The organism is Rhabdobacter roseus (genome assembly GCF_014202275.1).
GTDB classification, from domain to species: domain Bacteria; phylum Bacteroidota; class Bacteroidia; order Cytophagales; family Spirosomataceae; genus Rhabdobacter; species Rhabdobacter roseus.
Genome location: NZ_JACHGF010000007.1, coordinates 77,615 through 94,123, shown reverse-complemented (window position 1 = coordinate 94,123; position 16,509 = coordinate 77,615). Strand labels below are relative to the sequence as shown.

At 56.2% G+C, this 16,509-nt stretch carries 14 protein-coding genes; 5 read left to right on the top strand and 9 right to left on the bottom strand.

The genetic code is table 11. The features are described 5' to 3' along the window. Window positions 1–15: 15 nt before the first annotated feature. The 3 genes from HNQ92_RS19565 to uxuA all read right to left on the bottom strand — a co-directional run bounded on the left by HNQ92_RS19565 (window position 16) and on the right by uxuA (window position 4,228). Window positions 16–837: an SDR family NAD(P)-dependent oxidoreductase gene (locus tag HNQ92_RS19565; protein ID WP_184176395.1), complete on the bottom strand. Its 822-nt coding sequence runs from the start codon at window positions 835–837 to the stop codon at window positions 16–18. Continuing rightward, window positions 834–2,939 carry an alpha-glucuronidase family glycosyl hydrolase gene (locus HNQ92_RS19560; RefSeq protein WP_221307504.1) on the bottom strand — a complete coding sequence of 702 codons (2,106 nt, stop codon included), beginning with the start codon at window positions 2,937–2,939 and terminating at the stop codon, window positions 834–836. Before HNQ92_RS19560 ends, HNQ92_RS19565 begins: the two co-directional genes overlap by 4 nt. Window positions 2,940–3,004: 65 nt before the next feature. Further along, on the bottom strand, window positions 3,005–4,228 hold the full coding sequence (uxuA, locus tag HNQ92_RS19555) for a mannonate dehydratase (RefSeq protein WP_246440475.1): 1,224 nt from the start codon (window positions 4,226–4,228) through the stop codon (window positions 3,005–3,007). Window positions 4,229–4,861: 633 nt separating this feature from the next. Between uxuA and HNQ92_RS19550 the strand changes: the two genes are divergently transcribed. Then, window positions 4,862–5,899 carry a LacI family DNA-binding transcriptional regulator gene (locus HNQ92_RS19550; RefSeq protein ID WP_184176391.1) on the top strand — a complete coding sequence of 346 codons (1,038 nt, stop codon included), beginning with the start codon at window positions 4,862–4,864 and terminating at the stop codon, window positions 5,897–5,899. Window positions 5,900–5,961: 62 nt separating this feature from the next. On the opposite strand, the gene HNQ92_RS19545 is transcribed toward HNQ92_RS19550, so the two are convergent. Both HNQ92_RS19545 and HNQ92_RS19540 read right to left on the bottom strand, forming a co-directional pair. Next, entirely contained in the window at window positions 5,962–6,492 is a 531-nt protein-coding gene (locus tag HNQ92_RS19545; protein WP_184176389.1) for a hypothetical protein, read from the bottom strand. Window positions 6,493–6,634: 142 nt separating this feature from the next. Continuing rightward, a complete protein-coding gene (locus tag HNQ92_RS19540; RefSeq protein ID WP_184176387.1) occupies window positions 6,635–7,300 on the bottom strand; it encodes a porin family protein in 666 nt (221 codons plus the stop codon). 315 nt (window positions 7,301–7,615) lie between these two features. Here HNQ92_RS19540 and leuS point away from each other — a divergent pair, with 315 nt between their 5' ends. Beyond that, window positions 7,616–10,483: a leucine--tRNA ligase gene (gene leuS, locus HNQ92_RS19535; protein ID WP_184176384.1), complete on the top strand. Its 2,868-nt coding sequence runs from the start codon at window positions 7,616–7,618 to the stop codon at window positions 10,481–10,483. A 134-nt stretch (window positions 10,484–10,617) separates the two neighbouring features. Here leuS and HNQ92_RS19530 read toward each other — a convergent pair whose 3' ends face one another. Both HNQ92_RS19530 and HNQ92_RS19525 read right to left on the bottom strand, forming a co-directional pair. Then, complete coding sequence (locus HNQ92_RS19530) at window positions 10,618–10,896, bottom strand: hypothetical protein (protein ID WP_184176382.1); 279 nt, start codon at window positions 10,894–10,896, stop codon at window positions 10,618–10,620. 167 nt (window positions 10,897–11,063) lie between these two features. Further along, window positions 11,064–11,444: an immunoglobulin domain-containing protein gene (locus tag HNQ92_RS19525; protein ID WP_184176380.1), complete on the bottom strand. Its 381-nt coding sequence runs from the start codon at window positions 11,442–11,444 to the stop codon at window positions 11,064–11,066. Window positions 11,445–11,630: 186 nt separating this feature from the next. Here HNQ92_RS19525 and HNQ92_RS19520 point away from each other — a divergent pair, with 186 nt between their 5' ends. The 3 genes from HNQ92_RS19520 (at window position 11,631) to HNQ92_RS19510 (ending at window position 14,083) form a co-directional block, all read left to right on the top strand. Further along, entirely contained in the window at window positions 11,631–12,548 is a 918-nt protein-coding gene (locus HNQ92_RS19520; RefSeq protein ID WP_184176378.1) for a glycerophosphodiester phosphodiesterase family protein, read from the top strand. An 89-nt stretch (window positions 12,549–12,637) separates the two neighbouring features. Next, entirely contained in the window at window positions 12,638–13,174 is a 537-nt protein-coding gene (locus HNQ92_RS19515) for a DUF4833 domain-containing protein (protein WP_184176376.1), read from the top strand. Window positions 13,175–13,279: 105 nt separating this feature from the next. Continuing rightward, the gene (locus tag HNQ92_RS19510; protein WP_184176374.1) at window positions 13,280–14,083 is read left to right on the top strand and encodes a sterol desaturase family protein; all 804 of its coding nucleotides are present in this window, start codon (window positions 13,280–13,282) and stop codon (window positions 14,081–14,083) included. 16 nt (window positions 14,084–14,099) lie between these two features. Here HNQ92_RS19510 and HNQ92_RS19505 read toward each other — a convergent pair whose 3' ends face one another. Further along, window positions 14,100–14,774, bottom strand: a complete 675-nt coding sequence (locus HNQ92_RS19505; RefSeq protein ID WP_184176372.1) for a hypothetical protein — start codon at window positions 14,772–14,774, stop codon at window positions 14,100–14,102. A gap of 155 nt (window positions 14,775–14,929) precedes the next feature. Further along, the gene (locus HNQ92_RS19500; RefSeq protein WP_184176370.1) at window positions 14,930–16,492 is read right to left on the bottom strand and encodes a bifunctional GNAT family N-acetyltransferase/carbon-nitrogen hydrolase family protein; all 1,563 of its coding nucleotides are present in this window, start codon (window positions 16,490–16,492) and stop codon (window positions 14,930–14,932) included. Window positions 16,493–16,509: the final 17 nt, after the last annotated feature.

Sequence of the window (16,509 nt, the reverse complement as noted above, 5' to 3'; positions counted from 1 at the left end):
AGGAAGTGATTTTCATTAAAAACCAATGGAATTACCGCCGTCGACCGGTAACGACGCGCCGGTGATGTAGCTGGCTGCTTCGGACGCCAGAAACACCGCTGCCCAGCCAATGTCCTTGGGCTGGCCGAATTTTCCCATCGGCGTGCGGCCCAGAGCTTTGTCGCGCCGGGGGATGTCGCCCGCCATGGCGGTTTTCATCATGGGCGTTTCGATAAAGCCCGGCGCGATGGCGTTGACCCGTACCTGGTGACGCGACAGATCGGCGGCCAGCGCCCGTACGAGCCCCTCGATACCCGCCTTGGAGGCCGCGTAAGCCGCCACGCGGTCGATGCCGTAGTAGGCCGCCATGGACGAAATCATGATGATGGAGCCACCCTGGCGCGCTACCATCCGGGCGGCGCAGGTACGGGTGAGCGCAAAAACGGCGTTGAGGTTGGTTTGGATAATGCGGTTAAACTCCTCGTCGGTTACCTCTAGCGCTGCTTTTTTGAGGTTAATCCCCGCGTTATTGACTAGAATATCAATGGGCCCGTAGGTACTTTCGATGTCGTCGACGAGGGCCTTGAGGGCGGGCAGGTCCGTGACGTCGTTGACGAGGTAGTGGGCTTTTTCGCCAAGTACCTGCGAGGCTTGCTGTAATTTTTCTTCGGTACGTCCGGTAATCACTACCGTGGCCCCGGCCAGGCTCATGCACTGGGCGATGTCGAAGCCAATGCCGCTACCGCCGCCGGTGATGAGGGCCAGCTTGCCTTCCAGCGAGAAGACAGACCTGGGAGAAGGGGTGGGTTCGGAGGTCAAATCCAATGCTGATTCCGTTTTTGTGCTTAGGTTGATCATCTTAGGTGGTAAATGTCTACTAAATTTTTGACTTCTTCTAAAGTACGGTTGGGTTTTTGGTAGGGTGCGGGAAGGGGCTGCCGGGCGTATTCCTGAAAGTACAGCACGCAGGCGTCGCGCCACCAGAGCGCTTCCTTTTCCTGGGTCAGGAGGCGACCGGCCACGTTGGCAAAGATTTCGGAATCGACGTCTTTCTTGACCTTATTCCATTCATTCTGCATCCATTTTACCTGCTCAGCCCCGGAGTAGAAGCGGTGTACTAGCTCGTTCCAGAGGGTACGTCCGGTACTTAACTTCTGCGTCCAGGGTACGTGGTGAAACCACAGCAGATAGGGGAGTGGACAGGTGGCGGGGTTTTCAAACTGCTGCTGTACGGGCGGGGCGTACTGGCTCAGGGCGTTGCTGCCACGGGCCGTGCGGTCGAAGCCCAGCCCCAGGGAGTCGGCGCGATGGTAGTACACGGCGGTCCAGTCGGGGCGGCGGGCCTTGTTGAGCCAGGGCTCGGGGCCGAAGTGGTGGCCTTCGCCCATGAGGTGGTGTAGACCCAGCGGGGAGGTATAATCTACGTATATCTCGCGCGATTTGAGCATGATGTTCTTGATCGTCGCTACGGCCTGGGGCTTACGGGTCAGACTCATTTTGACCCATTCGTCGGCGATTTGCTCCGAAGCCAACGTGGGCTCCCAGGCCATGCGGCCCAGCGCGTACCAGTTGGCCTGGGCCATAGGGTGGCCCGTCCAGTTGCGGTCGGAGCCGGTGTTGGCCACGCCCACCATGGAGGTGATGGGGTACTTGTACACGCTGCCGTCCAGTACCTTAGCCACGGTAGAGCCCGGCCCCTTGGCGTGGGTGTCGGCCGAAAGTACCTCTTCGAAGAGCGGAGCCTGGTACACCCAGTGTGTGGCCCAGCCCAGGTACTCCTGCGTGAGCTGAAACTCCATCGAAACGGGCGTTTGGGTCATGGCCCCGAAGAGCGGCGAGAAGGGCTCGCGGGGCATGAAGTCGATCGGGCCGTTTTTGACCTGGATGATCACGTTGTCATGAAATTTCCCGTCCAAGGGTTTGAACTCGTCGTAAGCCGCCTTGAAGCGGTCGCCCTTCGGGTCGGGTTCGTACACGAACGAGCGCCACATGATGATGCCGCCGTGGGGTTTTACGGCCTCAGCCAGTACGTTGGCCCCGTCGACGTGCGTGCGGCCGTAGTCCATGGGGCCGGGCTCGCCTTCCGAATTGGCCTTGACCAGAAAACCACCGAAGTCGGGAATGAGCGTGTACACGTCCGCGGCTTTCTGTTTCCACCAGGCGCGCACGTCGGGATCGAGCGGATCGGCGGTTTTTAATTTACCCAAAATACGCGGCGACGCAAAATTGACGGACAGGTACACCTTAATACCATATGGCCGGAAGACGTCCGCCAGCGCTTTTACTTTCTGAAGGTACTCGTCGGTGAGGAAGCGGGCGCTGGCGTTAACGTTGTTCACCACGGTACCGTTGATGCCGATGGCGGCGTTGGCGCGGGCGTACTCGGTGTAGCGCGGGTCGAGGCGCTCGGGAAGCTCGTACCACTTCCAGAGCGACATCCCGGCGTAGCCCCGCTCGATGGTACCTACGTGGTTGTCCCAGTGGTTGAGCAGCCGGAGCTGAATGCGCGGCGACGACGTCACCGACAGTTTTTCCAACGAAGTACCCGTCTGTACCCGCCGTAGCAACTCGTAGGCGGCGTAGAGGAGTCCCCGCTCGGTTTGGGCGATGAGCTGCAAAGTACCCCCCACGGTCTGTAGCTTGAAGCCTTCTTCGGAAATTCCGCTTTCGGTGGGGTTAAGTTTAAAACTAATTCCCTTTTCGTTGGCTCCCAAAGCAGGCTTCACCGCCACGGGTTTTCCCAGCAAAGTACCTAGCCCCTGCCGCAGCTCCTCAACGGCAATCTGCACGGTGGGGTGGGTGGAGGTACTGGCGATGGTAGGTACCTGGGAAAGGTACTTTTGCCGGAGAGCGGCGTCTTCGATAAGGTCAAACTTGAGCCAGAGGCGATAGCCGTCATCGGCCCAGGCGGGGGCCGTGATCAGCGTATATAGCAGGAGAAAAAGCCGAAATTTAGGCATCATAGGTACTTTGGGTTTTACAATCATAAAAACAGGTACTTGGTCAATGTCTACGAAGTACCTTGCTACCCTACGGTGGTGGGTACTTCCTGGAGCTGACGAATCAGCGCCATTTCCAGACCGCGCAGCTCGGCCAGGCCCTTCAACCGGCCAATGGCCGAGTAGCCGGGGTAGGTACTTTTGTGCAAATCGTCGAGCATTTGATGGCCGTGGTCGGGCCGCATCGGGATCGACGTTTCGCCCTCACCCGCCTCCGCGCGGCGCTTTTGCTCGCGCAGCAGGGCCTTCATGACGGCGTACATGTCTACGTCGCCCGCCAGGTGAGCGGCTTCGTGAAAGTTGTGCGGATTAGCTTCCCGTTTCGTCGTACGTAGATGTACGAAATGGATACGGTCGCCGAAGCGCCGGATCATGCCCGGCAGGTCGTTGTCGGGGCGTACGCCCAGCGAGCCGGTACAAAAGGTAAGTCCGTTGGCCCGGACGGGGCAGGCGTCAAGTATCTGCGCGAGGTCGCTTTCGGTACTTACCACGCGGGGGAGGCCGAGCAGCGGCATGGGCGGGTCGTCGGGGTGGATGCACAGATTGACGCCTACCTCCTGCGCCACGGGGGCTACCTGCCGGATGAAGTAGTACAGGTGCTGCCGCAGCTCGGCGTCGCCGATGGCCTTGTACTGGTCCAGCAGGTGCTGAAAGGTGTGGAAGTCGAAGGCTTCGTTGGAGCCGGGCAGTCCCAACAACACCGTATTGGTAAGTTCGGTGATTTCGGCGGAAGTCATCTGGGGAAAGTGGGCGTGGGCCGTGGCCACTACCTCGGGTTGGTAGGCGGCTTCGGCACCGGGGCGCTGGAGAATACACAGATCAAAAACCGCGAAATCCTGCCAGACAAAGCGCAGCGCCCGCGCGCCGTCGGGCAGGAGGTAGTCGAGCTTTGTACGCGACCAGTCCAGCACGGGCATGAAGTTGTAGCAAACGGTGCGTATGCCGCAGGCGGCCAGGTGGCGCAGCGACTGCCGGTAGTTTTCAATGTAGGTGTCGCGGCTGGGCAGGCCTTTTTTGATGTCTTCGTGGACCGGTAGGCTTTCCACCACCGCCCAGTGCAGGGGCGTGTAGCGGTGGTTGTCGGCTTCGATCAGGTACTTTCGGGCTGCAATATCCTCCATGGACCAAACGGCCCCTACCGGGATTTGGTGCAGAGCCGAGACAACGCCGGTGCAACCAGCCTGGCGAATATCCATGAGCGAAACGGGGTCCTGCGGCCCGAACCAGCGCATAGTATGGGTAGTTTGCATAGGTAGATGACGCAATTCTTTACTTCGATTTTTTTTGAATAAGTACCCGTTGGGTCAATCACCTAGCTTAGTGGTTTTCAATCTGATGGTTTTTCTAGTTTTGCCTAAAGGACCCCTGGTCGTGGGTAGGTACTTTGGTAAAGTACCTCATTCTCTAACGATAAAAATAGAATAGGAGCGGCCAGAAGCCCCCCCCATTACTTGCGTCTCAGATTGATTAGGTTGATTGATTTCCAGGAAAGCGGTCATTAAAATGATACTCTATTTTATTCTTTCGAAAATGCCTTGATTCGAGGCTGATTAGTCTTTAAATGCCGTTTTCAGCGCATTGGCCTTGCCCAGTGCAGGCTGCGGTAGCTGGTAGAAAGCGGGGTTTTGGGTATAAAAATACGTATATATTTTTGCAATGAAACCGATTGCACATATTTTTAAATAAATTTTTGCCAAAGCAGGTACGCAGAGACTTCGAGTATTCCTCAAGAACGTCGAAGGCCGTAGGCGCTTTGTAAGCATCAAGCGGATGAATAGTAATACCTTTATGGGACGAATATCCACCCTGAAATCAAGCCTAATGACCTAGCCGACGGGCAGGCGGTACTCAATTTTGATCAATACGGGTGTAAGAATAGCTTCATGGGAAAAGAAACGACCATTTATGATATAGCGAAAGAGCTAAAACTTTCGCCAGCCACGGTAAGCCGGGCCCTCAATGACCATCCGGCCATTACCCTCAAAACCAAGAGCCTCATCACCACCAAAGCAAAGGAGCTGGGGTACCGCTCCAATAAATTTGCCAGCAACCTGCGCCGGCAAAAAACGAACACGATCGGGGTGATCGTGCCCAGGTTGAATTCCTACCTGATGTCCACGGTGCTGGCCGGGATGGAAAAGGTAGCCAACGAAGCCGGATACAACCTCATCATTAGCCAGTCGCTGGAGTCGCAGAAGAAGGAAATCGTGAACGCCCGGACCATGTTTGATGGCCGCGTGGACGCCCTGCTGGTGTCGGTGGCTTACGATACCGACAGCTACGAGCATTTTGAAGCTTTTATTAATAAGAAGATTCCGCTGGTGTTTTTCGACCGGGTCATCGAGCAGTTTGACTGCACGAGCATCGTCATCGACAACGTCAAGGGAGGCTACGAAGCCACGCGCCACCTCATCGACGAAGGCTGCCGCCGGATCATGCACGTAACGGGTAGTTTGAAACGAAACGTGTACGCCGACCGTTTGCGGGGGTACCGCCTGGCGCTGGCCGAAAACGGGATTGCGTTTGAGGAGGACTGGCTGGTGGTGACGGACCTGAGCCCGGAGGCGGGCCGCAAAATGGCGAAGAAAATACAGCAACTCCGGCCGGGCTTCGACGGGCTGTTTGTCGCCAACGACTCCTGCGCAGTGAGCTGCATGGGCGCTCTGAAGCAAGCGGGGATCTCGGTGCCCGGCGACCTAGCCGTGGTGGGCTTCAACGACGACCCGCTGGCGGAGGTCATCGAGCCGCAACTTACCACGGTGCATTATCCGGGCAAGGAAATGGGCGAAATCGCCATGCAGACGCTCATCAACCACCTGAACGGCTCGCTGAACATGCATCCTGCCGACCTGATCGTCCTGCGCTCAGAATTAATCGTACGCCAGTCTTCCCGGAAGAGCCAGGCACAAGGTACTTTGTAGGAGGAGTTACCAAACTAATCCGTAAAAGCAAACTACCCCTCTGCCCCACACCCCATGCCCACTCAGTTGGCCATTCCCTGAAAGGACTTCGCGATGTTTTTAAAGGTAGTACTGGCTACTTTGGAGGTTTCGTCTTTCTTGATGGAACCGTTGCGTAGGGCGTCCATCACGGCGCACATGGCCATGCGGCTGCTAAGGTACTCTTTATAAAAACCATCACTGACGGGTACCTTGCCGTTGGCGGCTAGCTTTTCTACGAGACCCTTCAGCTCCGAATCCATCGCCAGCGTATTGTTGTTGCCACTGCTGGCCATGCGATCGAGGGTGGCGGCGTCGGCCTGCGCGGCCTGCGCCAGCTGCGAAGCCAGGCTCCGTTGTTTTTCCTGATCGTACTGCTTGGCGGCTTCGAGCCATTGTAGTTTATCGAGCGGGCAGCCCCCGTTGAGCTTGGCGGTAGCGGGGCCGGTTTCCGCTTCGGTGCCGATCCGGGCCGTGGGGCGCTGGGAGGTACCGGTGGTGCTGGGTTGGGTAGCGACGCACTGCGTCAGCAGAAGCAGGGCGGCGGCGGCGAGGCATTTTACGAAATTTCTCATAGCGGGTTTTTTTGTCAGTCAGACCATGTTCCCGCAAGATAGTTTAATTGGAATTGCGCGCCAATCAATCATTCCCAGAATAAAAAAAGAGGAGGCGGGTGCAAAGGTACCTGCTTCCTCTTTTTTGGTATTCAATAAGTTTCTAAAACAAAGCGATCCCGATGGTAGCTTGCCAAAGATTGCTTTTGCGGCCAAACTTCGCCTCGGTGTTAAGGTCGTTGAAGCGGAGGTTGACCACGTCGTTGAAATTTCCCTCGTAGCGCACGTCCAGACTCACCCGGCCCAGGTCCAGGCCCACGCCCGCCTGGTAGCCAAAGGCCGTGCGGTTGTTGAAGATGTCTTCGGTTTGGGTACCCGTATAGTCTTCAAAAGACTGACCCAGCTTGCCGTTGTCGGCCATGCGGAAGGTTACCATGGGCCCGGCGTTAATCCGGAAAAAACGCGCAAAGCGCCCCCCGAGTAGGATAGGTACGTCCAGGTTGGTAAAACGCACGTCAAACTTTCCGTCGGGCGTCAGGCCGTCGCGGTACACGTTAAACTCACCGCCCTTCTGCGACAGCAGGATTTCGGGCTGTACGTAAAACTTCCGGCCGAAACGCATAAAAATCCCCCCGGCAAAACCCCAGGAGCGGTTGTCATTATCCTTAAAATTAAAGGCCGTACCGCCCGCGTTGAGCGAGAGGTCATTGCCCTGGATGTTGGATAAATTAGCACCCCCTTTGAGACCGAAGCGGAAATAGGGGTCATATTGGGCCGAAGCGGCGTAGCTGAGCAGCGTGGCCAAAGCCACGAATAATGCTTTTTTCATGGGTACTTTCTTGGTTTGTTGGTTTGATGAGTCAATGAATAAAAGCCGTACCCATTCTACTGATGCCACAGAGGGGTCGTTTTTGGGTAGCGGTTTCCCCAGGGGGTACTTTAGACGTGTTTCATGCAGTTCGGGATGCGGGGTGGGCGTAAGAGATAGCTCTGCCTTTTTTCGGAGACAACCCAGGGGGTACTTTCCCCTACGCGCCGTTGCAAAAAAGGTTACGAACCGAAGCGTCGGCATTTGTGGGTAAAAACGCTATTTTTGCGGCCACTAAGTAGGAGAAATTTCAAAAAACACCGAAATAATAAACGAATGAGCGAGTACAACCCCCGCGCGATTGAACAAAAGTGGCAGCAGTTCTGGGAAAAAGAACAAACCTACCGGGTCGAGAACCAGTCGGCCAAACCCAAGTACTACGTGCTGGATATGTTTCCCTACCCGTCGGGGGCGGGGCTGCACGTGGGGCATCCGCTGGGGTACATTGCCTCCGACATCTACGCCCGCTACAAGCGGCTGCGGGGCTACAACGTACTGCACCCGATGGGCTTCGACAGCTTTGGCCTGCCCGCCGAGCAGTACGCCATCCAGACCGGCCAGCACCCGGCCCTCACCACCGAAGAAAACATCAGCCGGTACATTGGCCAGCTCAAAAACCTGGGCTTTAGCTACGACTGGAGCCGCGAGGTACGTACCTCCGACCCCGGCTACTACCGCTGGACGCAGTGGATTTTTATGGAGCTCTTTCGAAGCTGGTACAACAACGACACCAACCGCGCCGAGCCCATCGAGACCCTCATCGAGCAATTTAAAGCCAACGGCAACGCCACCGTCAATGCGCCCTGCGACGACGACATGCCTCGCTTCACGGCGGAGCAGTGGAACGCCCTCGGCGAGCAGGAACAGTACCGGCTGACGCTCCACTACCGCCTCACCTACGTGGCCGACGCCACCGTGAACTGGTGCGCGGGCCTGGGCTCGGTACTTTCCAACGACGAAGTGAAGGACGGGCTGTCGGAGCGCGGCGGTTTTCCGGTGGAACAGAAGCTCATGCGCCAGTGGATGATGCGCATCACGGCCTACGCCCAGCGCCTGCTCGACGGCCTGGACGCCATCGACTGGACGGACTCGCTCAAGGAACAGCAGCGCAACTGGATCGGCCGCTCCGTGGGCGCGCTGGTGAAGTTTGAGCTGGAACAAAAAGTACAACCTACGGAGCACGAGCCCGCCGCCGAAGTGCCCCAAACGCCCACGCCCCAGCCGCTGGCGGTGGAGGTGTTTACGACCCGCCTGGATACCATCTACGGCGTGACGTTCATGGTACTGGCCCCGGAGCACGAGCTGGTACATATCATTACTACGCCGGAGCAAAAGGGCGAGATCGAGTCTTATATTGAAAGTACCAAAAAGCGCTCCGAGCGCGACCGTATGGCCGACGTCAAAACGGTGTCGGGGGCGTTTACGGGCGCGTACGTGATCAATCCGTTCAGCGGCGCGAAAGTACCCGTCTACATCGCCGACTACGTCCTGGCGGGCTACGGCACGGGCGCGGTGATGGCGGTACCCTCCGGCGACCAGCGCGACTGGAACTTCGCCACGCACTTTGGCTTGCCCATCGTACCGATTCTGGACGCGCAGAAGGACATCGACACCCAGGCCGACGCCACCAAGGAAGGCCGCTACATCAACTCGGGAATTATCGACGGCCTGACGTACCAGGAGGCGCTGCCGGTGCTGGTGCAGTACCTGGAAGAAAAAGGACTGGGCAAAAGCAAGATCAACTACCGCCTCCGCGACGCGGTCTTCAGCCGCCAGCGCTACTGGGGCGAGCCCGTGCCCGTTTATTACCAAAAAAATAGACTGGGCGAAGTACTTCCGTACCTCATCGACGAAAGTACCCTGCCGCTGGAACTCCCCGCCGTAGACAAGTACCTGCCCACCGAAACCGGCGAACCGCCGCTGGGCCGGGCCGAAGGCTGGAAGTACCAGGGCGCGCACGAATACGAGCTCAGTACCATGCCCGGCTGGGCCGGGAGCAGCTGGTACTGGTACCGCTACATGGACGCCCAAAACGACCAGGCCTTTGCCTCGCCCGAGGCCATTAACTACTGGCGCGACGTGGATCTGTACATCGGTGGTACCGAGCACGCCACCGGCCACCTGCTCTACAGCCGCTTTTGGAATAAATTCCTGAAAGACCGTGGCTACGTACCCGAGGAAGAGCCTTTCAAGAAGCTTATCAACCAGGGCATGATTCAGGGGCGGAGCAGCTTTGTGTACCGCCTGAAAAGTACCGATTATAGCAAGCCTGTTTTTGTGAGTGCGGGACTGAAAGAGCAGTATGAGGTATCGGCCCTGCACGTAGACGTTAACATTGTAGAAAACGACGTACTGGATTTGGAGAAATTCAAAGCCACGCGTCCCGACATCGCGGGCGAAAACGCCGAGTTTATCCTGGAGGCCGACGGCAGGTACCTGTGTGGAACCGAGGTCGAGAAAATGTCCAAGTCGAAGTTCAACGTCGTGAACCCCGACGATATCGTGGCTCGCTACGGGGCCGACACGCTGCGGCTGTACGAAATGTTCTTGGGGCCCATCGACCAGGCCAAGCCCTGGAACACCAGCGGCATCGACGGTACCTACCGCTTCATCCGGAAGTTCTGGCGCTTGTTCTACAACGACAACGGGCAGTGGCTCGTCAAGGACGAAGTACCTACCAAAGACGAACTCAAGGTACTTCACAAAACCATCAAGAAAGTACAGGAGGACATCGAGAGCTTCTCGTTCAATACCGCCGTGAGCGCTTTTATGGTGTGCGTGAATGAGCTAGGTACTTTGAAGTGCAGCAAGCGGGCCATTTTGCAGGAGCTGGTGGTACTTTTGTCGCCCTACGCGCCGCACATCTCCGAAGAGCTGTGGGCGGCCCTCGGCAACGCCGAAGGTACCGTTTCGCGGGCGGCTTTCCCGCAATGGGAGCAGCAGTACGTCATCGACGACATCTTTGAGTACCCCATCCAGATCAACGGCAAGGTACGGGCCACCATCCCCTTTGCGCTTGATACCGCCGCGCCCGACATCGAGAAGGAGGTACTGGCCAACGAAGCCGTACAAAAATGGCTGGAAGGCAAAACGCCCAAAAAAGTGATCGTAGTACCCAAGCGCATCGTCAACGTGGTGATCTAGAGGCCAAAACAAAACCGGGAAAGGCCTTGGCCCTTCCCGGTTTGCTGACTACGATCCGGCCGGTTGCCCGGCCAGACTTCACAACCTATTTTTCTATCTATTCCCTTCAAAGGGTACTTTTTTCCGGTAATGCTTTACCGGGTACTTTGTAAAGAAAGCTCTACCAGCGCGGCTTTTTGCTCGGGGCTGTACGAGCGTTTTGTAGGGAGGGTACGTAGTTTGGCCTGAGGCAGTACCTGGGTATCTTCGGTCGCCACGTAGCGCGGCAGTACTTTTTCAATTTGAGCCGTTTTAGGGCTTTCTTTTACGGGCTGCGCGGTACGGATGGAATCCTTGTCGTTGTTGGCGCTGGCCAGGGTAGCTGAGCTAATAAGCGCTAGGGCAAAAATGGAATTTTTAAGTATATTTTTCATGGCTTTTTTAAATATTGGGTTGGCTATTCGTTGTTCTTCAACGACTTTGCAAAAATAGGGTAGCGCGGCCTAATTGTATTTTGCGAAGTGCATGAGCGGAATAGCTGTGGGATAAACGGCCCGAAGCCTCCATGAACAGCCAACCCAGGGTTGTTTCATTTCTATGCTTATTGAATGGCAATGGTACGTTCGGCAACTACCTTGGGAGCACTGATCGTGAAGCTTTTTACTTCTTTCTCTCCGTTGGCTACTACCTCCAGGGTGTACTGGCCGGGCTGCAATTCGCTTACATCAAATTTGCCCTGGTACTTGGTTTGTTTTTTACTCACGTGCTCGCTGTGAATGATGTCACCCAGGGCGTTACGGAGCAGAATGGTGGTGGCTACACCGGCTTCTTTTTCGATACCAACGCTTATTTTACCGCTGTTGGTAGCATAAACGCCCGTGGCAAAGGTAGTAGGCTTGTTGGTTTCTTTTTCGGTACCGGCAAAAGCAACGGTAGTACTCAGGGCCAAAGCGCAAATCAGGGTTTTGAATGAAGTTTTCATGGCTATTTGTTTTTTTAAGTTTAGTTACTGGTTGTCCTTATTGACTCTACAAAGTTGGGGTATAGGAAGGTACTATGTATAACAAAGTACAGGAAAGGAAGATGGAAAGGATGAATGGCGAAACGGCGGGTTTTAACGTTCTTTGTACCTTGGCCACCGTGGCTCTAGATTATGGGTAGGTACTTTATGTTTCGTCGATTTCTTTATTTAACGGCTATATGCCTGGCCCTGGCGGCCTGTACGCCCCGGGCCCCGCGGACTTTCTTACGTTCGCACACGCTTCCCAAGTACCTGCGCTACGAGCCCAGCCGCCCGCCGCTCATCAGTGCGCACCGGGGCGGCGGGAGCTACGCGGGCTATCCCGAAAATTGCCTCGAGTCCTTTGCTTTCCTGGCGCGTCACTTTTCGCACAGGAAAGGGCTTCCTTGGGGAATCCTCCACCGCAAGGTACCTCTGGTAGTGGAGTGTGATATTTCATTGACCAAAGACGGCGTACTTCTGATGATGCACGACGACACCTACGAGCGCACCACCACGGGCTCGGGGGCGGTGGCGGAGCAGAGCTGGGCCTACGGGCAGTCGCTGTATCTCAAAGACCACCGCGGGCATATCACCCGCTACAAGGTACCTTCCCTGGCCGACGTCCTGAAGTGGGGGCGCGGGCGGGTACTTTACACCCTGGACGTCAAACGCAACGTACCCTACCACCGGGTGGTGGAGGCCGTGCAGGAGGCCAAAGCGCAGCCTTACGCCGCCATTATTACTTATAATGTAGCCCAGGCGGCGCTCGTCCACCGGCTGGACCCCGACCTGATGATCTCCGTCACGATCCGGAATGAGGAGGAGTACCAGCGGCTGCGCGAAGCGGGCGTCCCCGACCACCGCATGGTGGCTTTCGTGGGCGTGCGGGAGCCTTCGGCGGATCTCTACGAATTTCTGCACAAAAGAGGCATCATGACGATCCTGGGTACTTTGGGCAACCTGGATAAAATGGCCGAAGCCCGCGGCGACGCGACTTACCGCAAATTTGTGGAAAATGGTGCCGACGTACTCTCCACCGACCGGCCCCTGGAAGCGGGCCGGGCCCTGGGGTTGGTAAAATAAATTTAAATTTTTTTTGGCTAAAGCAGAGGGTATTCTTTTCCTGGGTTGTCAATAAAGCAACTACCCTAAAAAGTAAGTTTCCATTAGCCATGAAAAAAATACATCTATTCAGCACGCTGGTCAGCTTGATCAGCCTGGGGTTTATTGCCCCACAGTCGGGCCGGGAGCGTTTTCCCGAGCCACCGCACTCGGCCAACCGCCTTTTTTACATCCAGCGTAGCAACGACGCCAACACCGTGGTGTACGACGCCAACCTCCGCCCCGACAAAACCTTCGACCCGGCCCAGCCCGTGAACGTGTACTGGCTGCGCTATGCCGAAGCGGGCCAACGCCAGCGTCTATCCGCCATGCAGTGGCAACTGGCTTACGGCTACAAGCACAAAGAAAGTACCTCCGACCGCTACGAGCTGCTACTGAATGCCTTTCGGAAGCGCCCCATGACACTGGTCTATCAGCAGGGGAAGCCGCTGGCCCTCACGCTGATCAATGGCCGCACGGCCAGCCTGCAAAAAATATTTGTACAGCTGGAGCCAGGCTCGGCGCTGCTGCCGAAGGTACAGTACCTTGAGCTGTACGGAATGGATACCCGCGCCCAGCAGCCCGTTTACGAAAAAATAGTACTCTAACTTTAGCCTCCTGCCACAGTGTAGGGCCTTACGGAGTATCTATTCCTACGAGACCTACCAAGTACCCTTTCGTTTTTTTATTAGCCATTGAAAAATCACACCCTCATGGAGCAAGAACCCCTTCTCTTGTACGCCACGCCGGTCATTGTCCTGGCCGTGCTGCTGGAATACTTTATCACGCGCCACGACGACCACAAAAAGTACGATGGTCCGGATTTTCGGGCTTCCCTCGGCATTGGGCTGGGGAGCCTGGTTATCAACGGACTTTTCAAAACCCTGATCGTGGGCGCGAGCCTTTTCTTTTACGAGCTGGTACCCTGGCGGCTGCCCACGAGCGGGTGGGTGTGGGTAGTGGCCTACCTGGCCATTGACTTCTGCAACTACCTGGCGCACTACCTGGGCCACCGGGTACGGCTGCTCTGGGCCACGCACGTGACGCACCATTCGTCGGAGCACCTCAATTTTTCCACCGCTTTCCGCAACTCCTGGACCCAGCACCTCAAAATCGTGTTTTTTATTCCGGTCTGGCTCATGGGCATTCATCCGGTCATTGTTTTTACCTGCTACCAGCTCGACTTGCTGTACCAATTCTGGATTCATACGGAAGTAATTCCTAAACTACCCCGCTGGGTGGAGTACGTCTTCGTGACGCCCTCGCACCACCGCGTACACCACGGCAAGAACGAACAGTACATCGACAAAAATTTCGGAACGACCTTTATACTTTGGGATCGGCTCTTTGGTACTTTTCAGGAAGAGGATGAGCGGCCGGTTTACGGCATCACCAAGCCGCTGGAGTCACAGAATGTGGTATACCTCAACTTCCACGAGTGGACGGACATCTGGCGGGACCTGCGGCGGGCGCGGTCGCTGCGGCAGGTACTGGGTATTTTGTTTGGTCCTCCCTAACGGCCGCGTATAGGCATCAGGGGCAGTCGTCGAGCCGCGTGAGCAGTACCTTCAGGTCGGCTTCACGGCGGAGGTTGAGGTTCAGCTCGCGCACCACGGCCCGCGCTTGCTGGTGGTGGCCGCGCAGGCTCGAAAGTACCTTGCGCTCCCCGAGCTTCAGAGGCGTCAGGCTGCCGCTGTCGTGGATCAGGTACAGGCTTTCGTTGCGGCTGTACTCAAAGTCATAGCCCAGCGATTCGTTGTAGCCGTTTTTCTGGATGTGCTCAAGCCGCGCCCGGTGGCTTTTGAGCAGCCCCACCTTTCCCCGGTGAAGTACCTCGTAGTATTGGTGCTGGATGCGGACGAAGTCGCGCTCCTTGATGCTGAACTGGCTGGGGTGCGTCAGGAGCTCCTGGCCGTTGAGGGAAAGAAAAAGGCTGTTTTCGACCAGGTTAAACTTTAGTTCGGTGGGAAGGGTACTTCCGTTGTCCAGCGTGATGGAGCCCGGCTGCCAGCCTTGGTACAAAAAAGCCGACCCCTTGATGGCTACCGTGTGCTGGGTACCTTCGTGGTTGTTGGTGCGGTAGTCGTAGTTTTGGCTTTGGATGTTATAGTAATGAATATCCCGCAGCGTATCGTACGCAATTTCTTGCTGGGCCGCCGCAATGCGCGCCACCAATACCAGAAACGTGATGAGGCTACCTGCTTTCATAAAAGTACCATAACTACCCCTACTTTGTTTTTGTATAAAAGAACAGCCCCTGGTTAATTTACTCACAACCAGAAACTGAAAGTACCCGATTAACCAAAAAAGTCACAAACCTGTTTGATCAATCAGGTACTTTAGCTTTTATCAATTAAGGCAACTTAAAGTACCTCGTCCACGTGGTTGATGGATACTTTAGGTACCCGGCGTGACTTCTTCTTCATCGTGACGTCGTAGAGGTCCGTGCGGCGGTCTTTCATGATCTGCACCGAGCCGTGCTCGTGCAACTCCTTGAGCTGCACCAGGTCTACGTCGGCAATGAGCATCATCTCGGTATTGGGCGTGGCTTCGGCCTTGATGGCGTTGGTCGGGAAGGCAAAGTCAGAAGGCGTAAAGACCGCCGACTGCGCAAAGTGGATGTCGGTGTTTTCGACCTTGGGCAGGTTGCCCACGCAGCCCGAAATGGCCACGTAGCACTCGTTTTCGATGGCCCGCGCCTGGGCGCAGTTGCGTACGCGCATGTAGCCGTTTTGGGTGTCGGTGAGGAAGGGCACAAATAAAATCTCCATGCCCTGCTTGCCCAGCAAACGGCTCAGCTCCGGAAACTCCACGTCGTAGCAAATCACCAGCCCTATTTTGCCGCAGTCGGTGTCGAACACCGCCACTTCGTCGCCGCCCACCATGCCGTAGTGACGCACCTCGTTGGGCGTGATGTGAATCTTGCGGTACTCTTCCGAAGTACCATCGCGGCGGTAGAGGTAGGCGGCGTTATAAAGCCTTTCTTCCTCCACCAACGGCATGCTTCCCCCTACAATGTTGACATTGTACGAAATCGCAAACTCCTGCATTTTGGTGCGTACCTGCTCCGTATAACCCGCCAGCTCCCGAATGGCCTGCGGCTCGGGTAGGTGGTTGAATTCCGCCAGCAGCGGCATGTTAAAAAACTCCGGAAACAGAATAAAATCCGCCTTGTAGGAGCTCACGGCATCCACAAAAAATTCCACCTGGTCGTAGAAGTCCTGCACGTCGTTGAAGAGCCGCATCTGCCACTGCACCACACCGATCCGGATGATGGAGTCGGAAGCGTTGGTTTTTTTCTTGTCGGGCTGGAAGTAGATGTTGTTCCACTCCAGCAGGGTGGCGTAGTCTTTCGACTCGGTGTCGCCGGGCAGGTAGTTTTTAAGTACCTTCCGCACGTGAAAGTCGTTGGCCAGCTGAAACGACAGCGTGGAGTCGTACACCTCGCGCCGCTTCACTTTCTCGATATACTCCTTGGGCGATATATCATTCGAAAACTGGTTGTAGTTCGGAATCCGTCCCCCCGCCACGATGCTCCGTAGGTTCAGGCGCTCGCAAAGTTCCTTGCGGGCGTCGTAGAGGCGGCGGCCCAGGCGCATGTCGCGGTACTCGGGGTGCACAAAAACCTCGATGCCGTAGAGCACGTCGCCCTTGGGGTTGTGGGTACTGAAGGTGTAGTTGCCCGTTACTTCCTGGTAGGTATGTTCGTCGCCAAATTTATTGTAATTAATCACAATGGACAGGGCGCAGGCCACCACCTTGCCGTCTACTTCCACGCAGAGCTGTCCTTCGGGAAATTTATCAAGGAGAATGTCAATTTTTTCTTCGCGCCAGTACTGGCCGCCAATTCCCCGGTAGGCTTCGATCATCGTCGTTTTCAGGTCCGAGTAATCGTCCTTCGTGAGGTTTCTGCTAATAATTTTCATGGGTACGTATAGGTACT

Bases quoted from the DNA above. Each gene is read 5' to 3' on its own strand.
- HNQ92_RS19565 (WP_184176395.1), bottom strand. From the start codon at position 837: ATGATCAACCTAAGCACAAAAACGGAATCAGCATTGGATTTGACCTCC.
- HNQ92_RS19560 (WP_221307504.1), bottom strand. From the start codon at position 2,939: ATGCCTAAATTTCGGCTTTTTCTCCTGCTATATACGCTGATCACGGCC.
- uxuA (WP_246440475.1), bottom strand. From the start codon at position 4,228: ATGCAAACTACCCATACTATGCGCTGGTTCGGGCCGCAGGACCCCGTT.
- HNQ92_RS19550 (WP_184176391.1), top strand. From the start codon at position 4,862: ATGGGAAAAGAAACGACCATTTATGATATAGCGAAAGAGCTAAAACTT.
- HNQ92_RS19545 (WP_184176389.1), bottom strand. From the start codon at position 6,492: ATGAGAAATTTCGTAAAATGCCTCGCCGCCGCCGCCCTGCTTCTGCTG.
- HNQ92_RS19540 (WP_184176387.1), bottom strand. From the start codon at position 7,300: ATGAAAAAAGCATTATTCGTGGCTTTGGCCACGCTGCTCAGCTACGCC.
- leuS (WP_184176384.1), top strand. From the start codon at position 7,616: ATGAGCGAGTACAACCCCCGCGCGATTGAACAAAAGTGGCAGCAGTTC.
- HNQ92_RS19530 (WP_184176382.1), bottom strand. From the start codon at position 10,896: ATGAAAAATATACTTAAAAATTCCATTTTTGCCCTAGCGCTTATTAGC.
- HNQ92_RS19525 (WP_184176380.1), bottom strand. From the start codon at position 11,444: ATGAAAACTTCATTCAAAACCCTGATTTGCGCTTTGGCCCTGAGTACT.
- HNQ92_RS19520 (WP_184176378.1), top strand. From the start codon at position 11,631: ATGTTTCGTCGATTTCTTTATTTAACGGCTATATGCCTGGCCCTGGCG.
- HNQ92_RS19515 (WP_184176376.1), top strand. From the start codon at position 12,638: ATGAAAAAAATACATCTATTCAGCACGCTGGTCAGCTTGATCAGCCTG.
- HNQ92_RS19510 (WP_184176374.1), top strand. From the start codon at position 13,280: ATGGAGCAAGAACCCCTTCTCTTGTACGCCACGCCGGTCATTGTCCTG.
- HNQ92_RS19505 (WP_184176372.1), bottom strand. From the start codon at position 14,774: ATGAAAGCAGGTAGCCTCATCACGTTTCTGGTATTGGTGGCGCGCATT.
- HNQ92_RS19500 (WP_184176370.1), bottom strand. From the start codon at position 16,492: ATGAAAATTATTAGCAGAAACCTCACGAAGGACGATTACTCGGACCTG.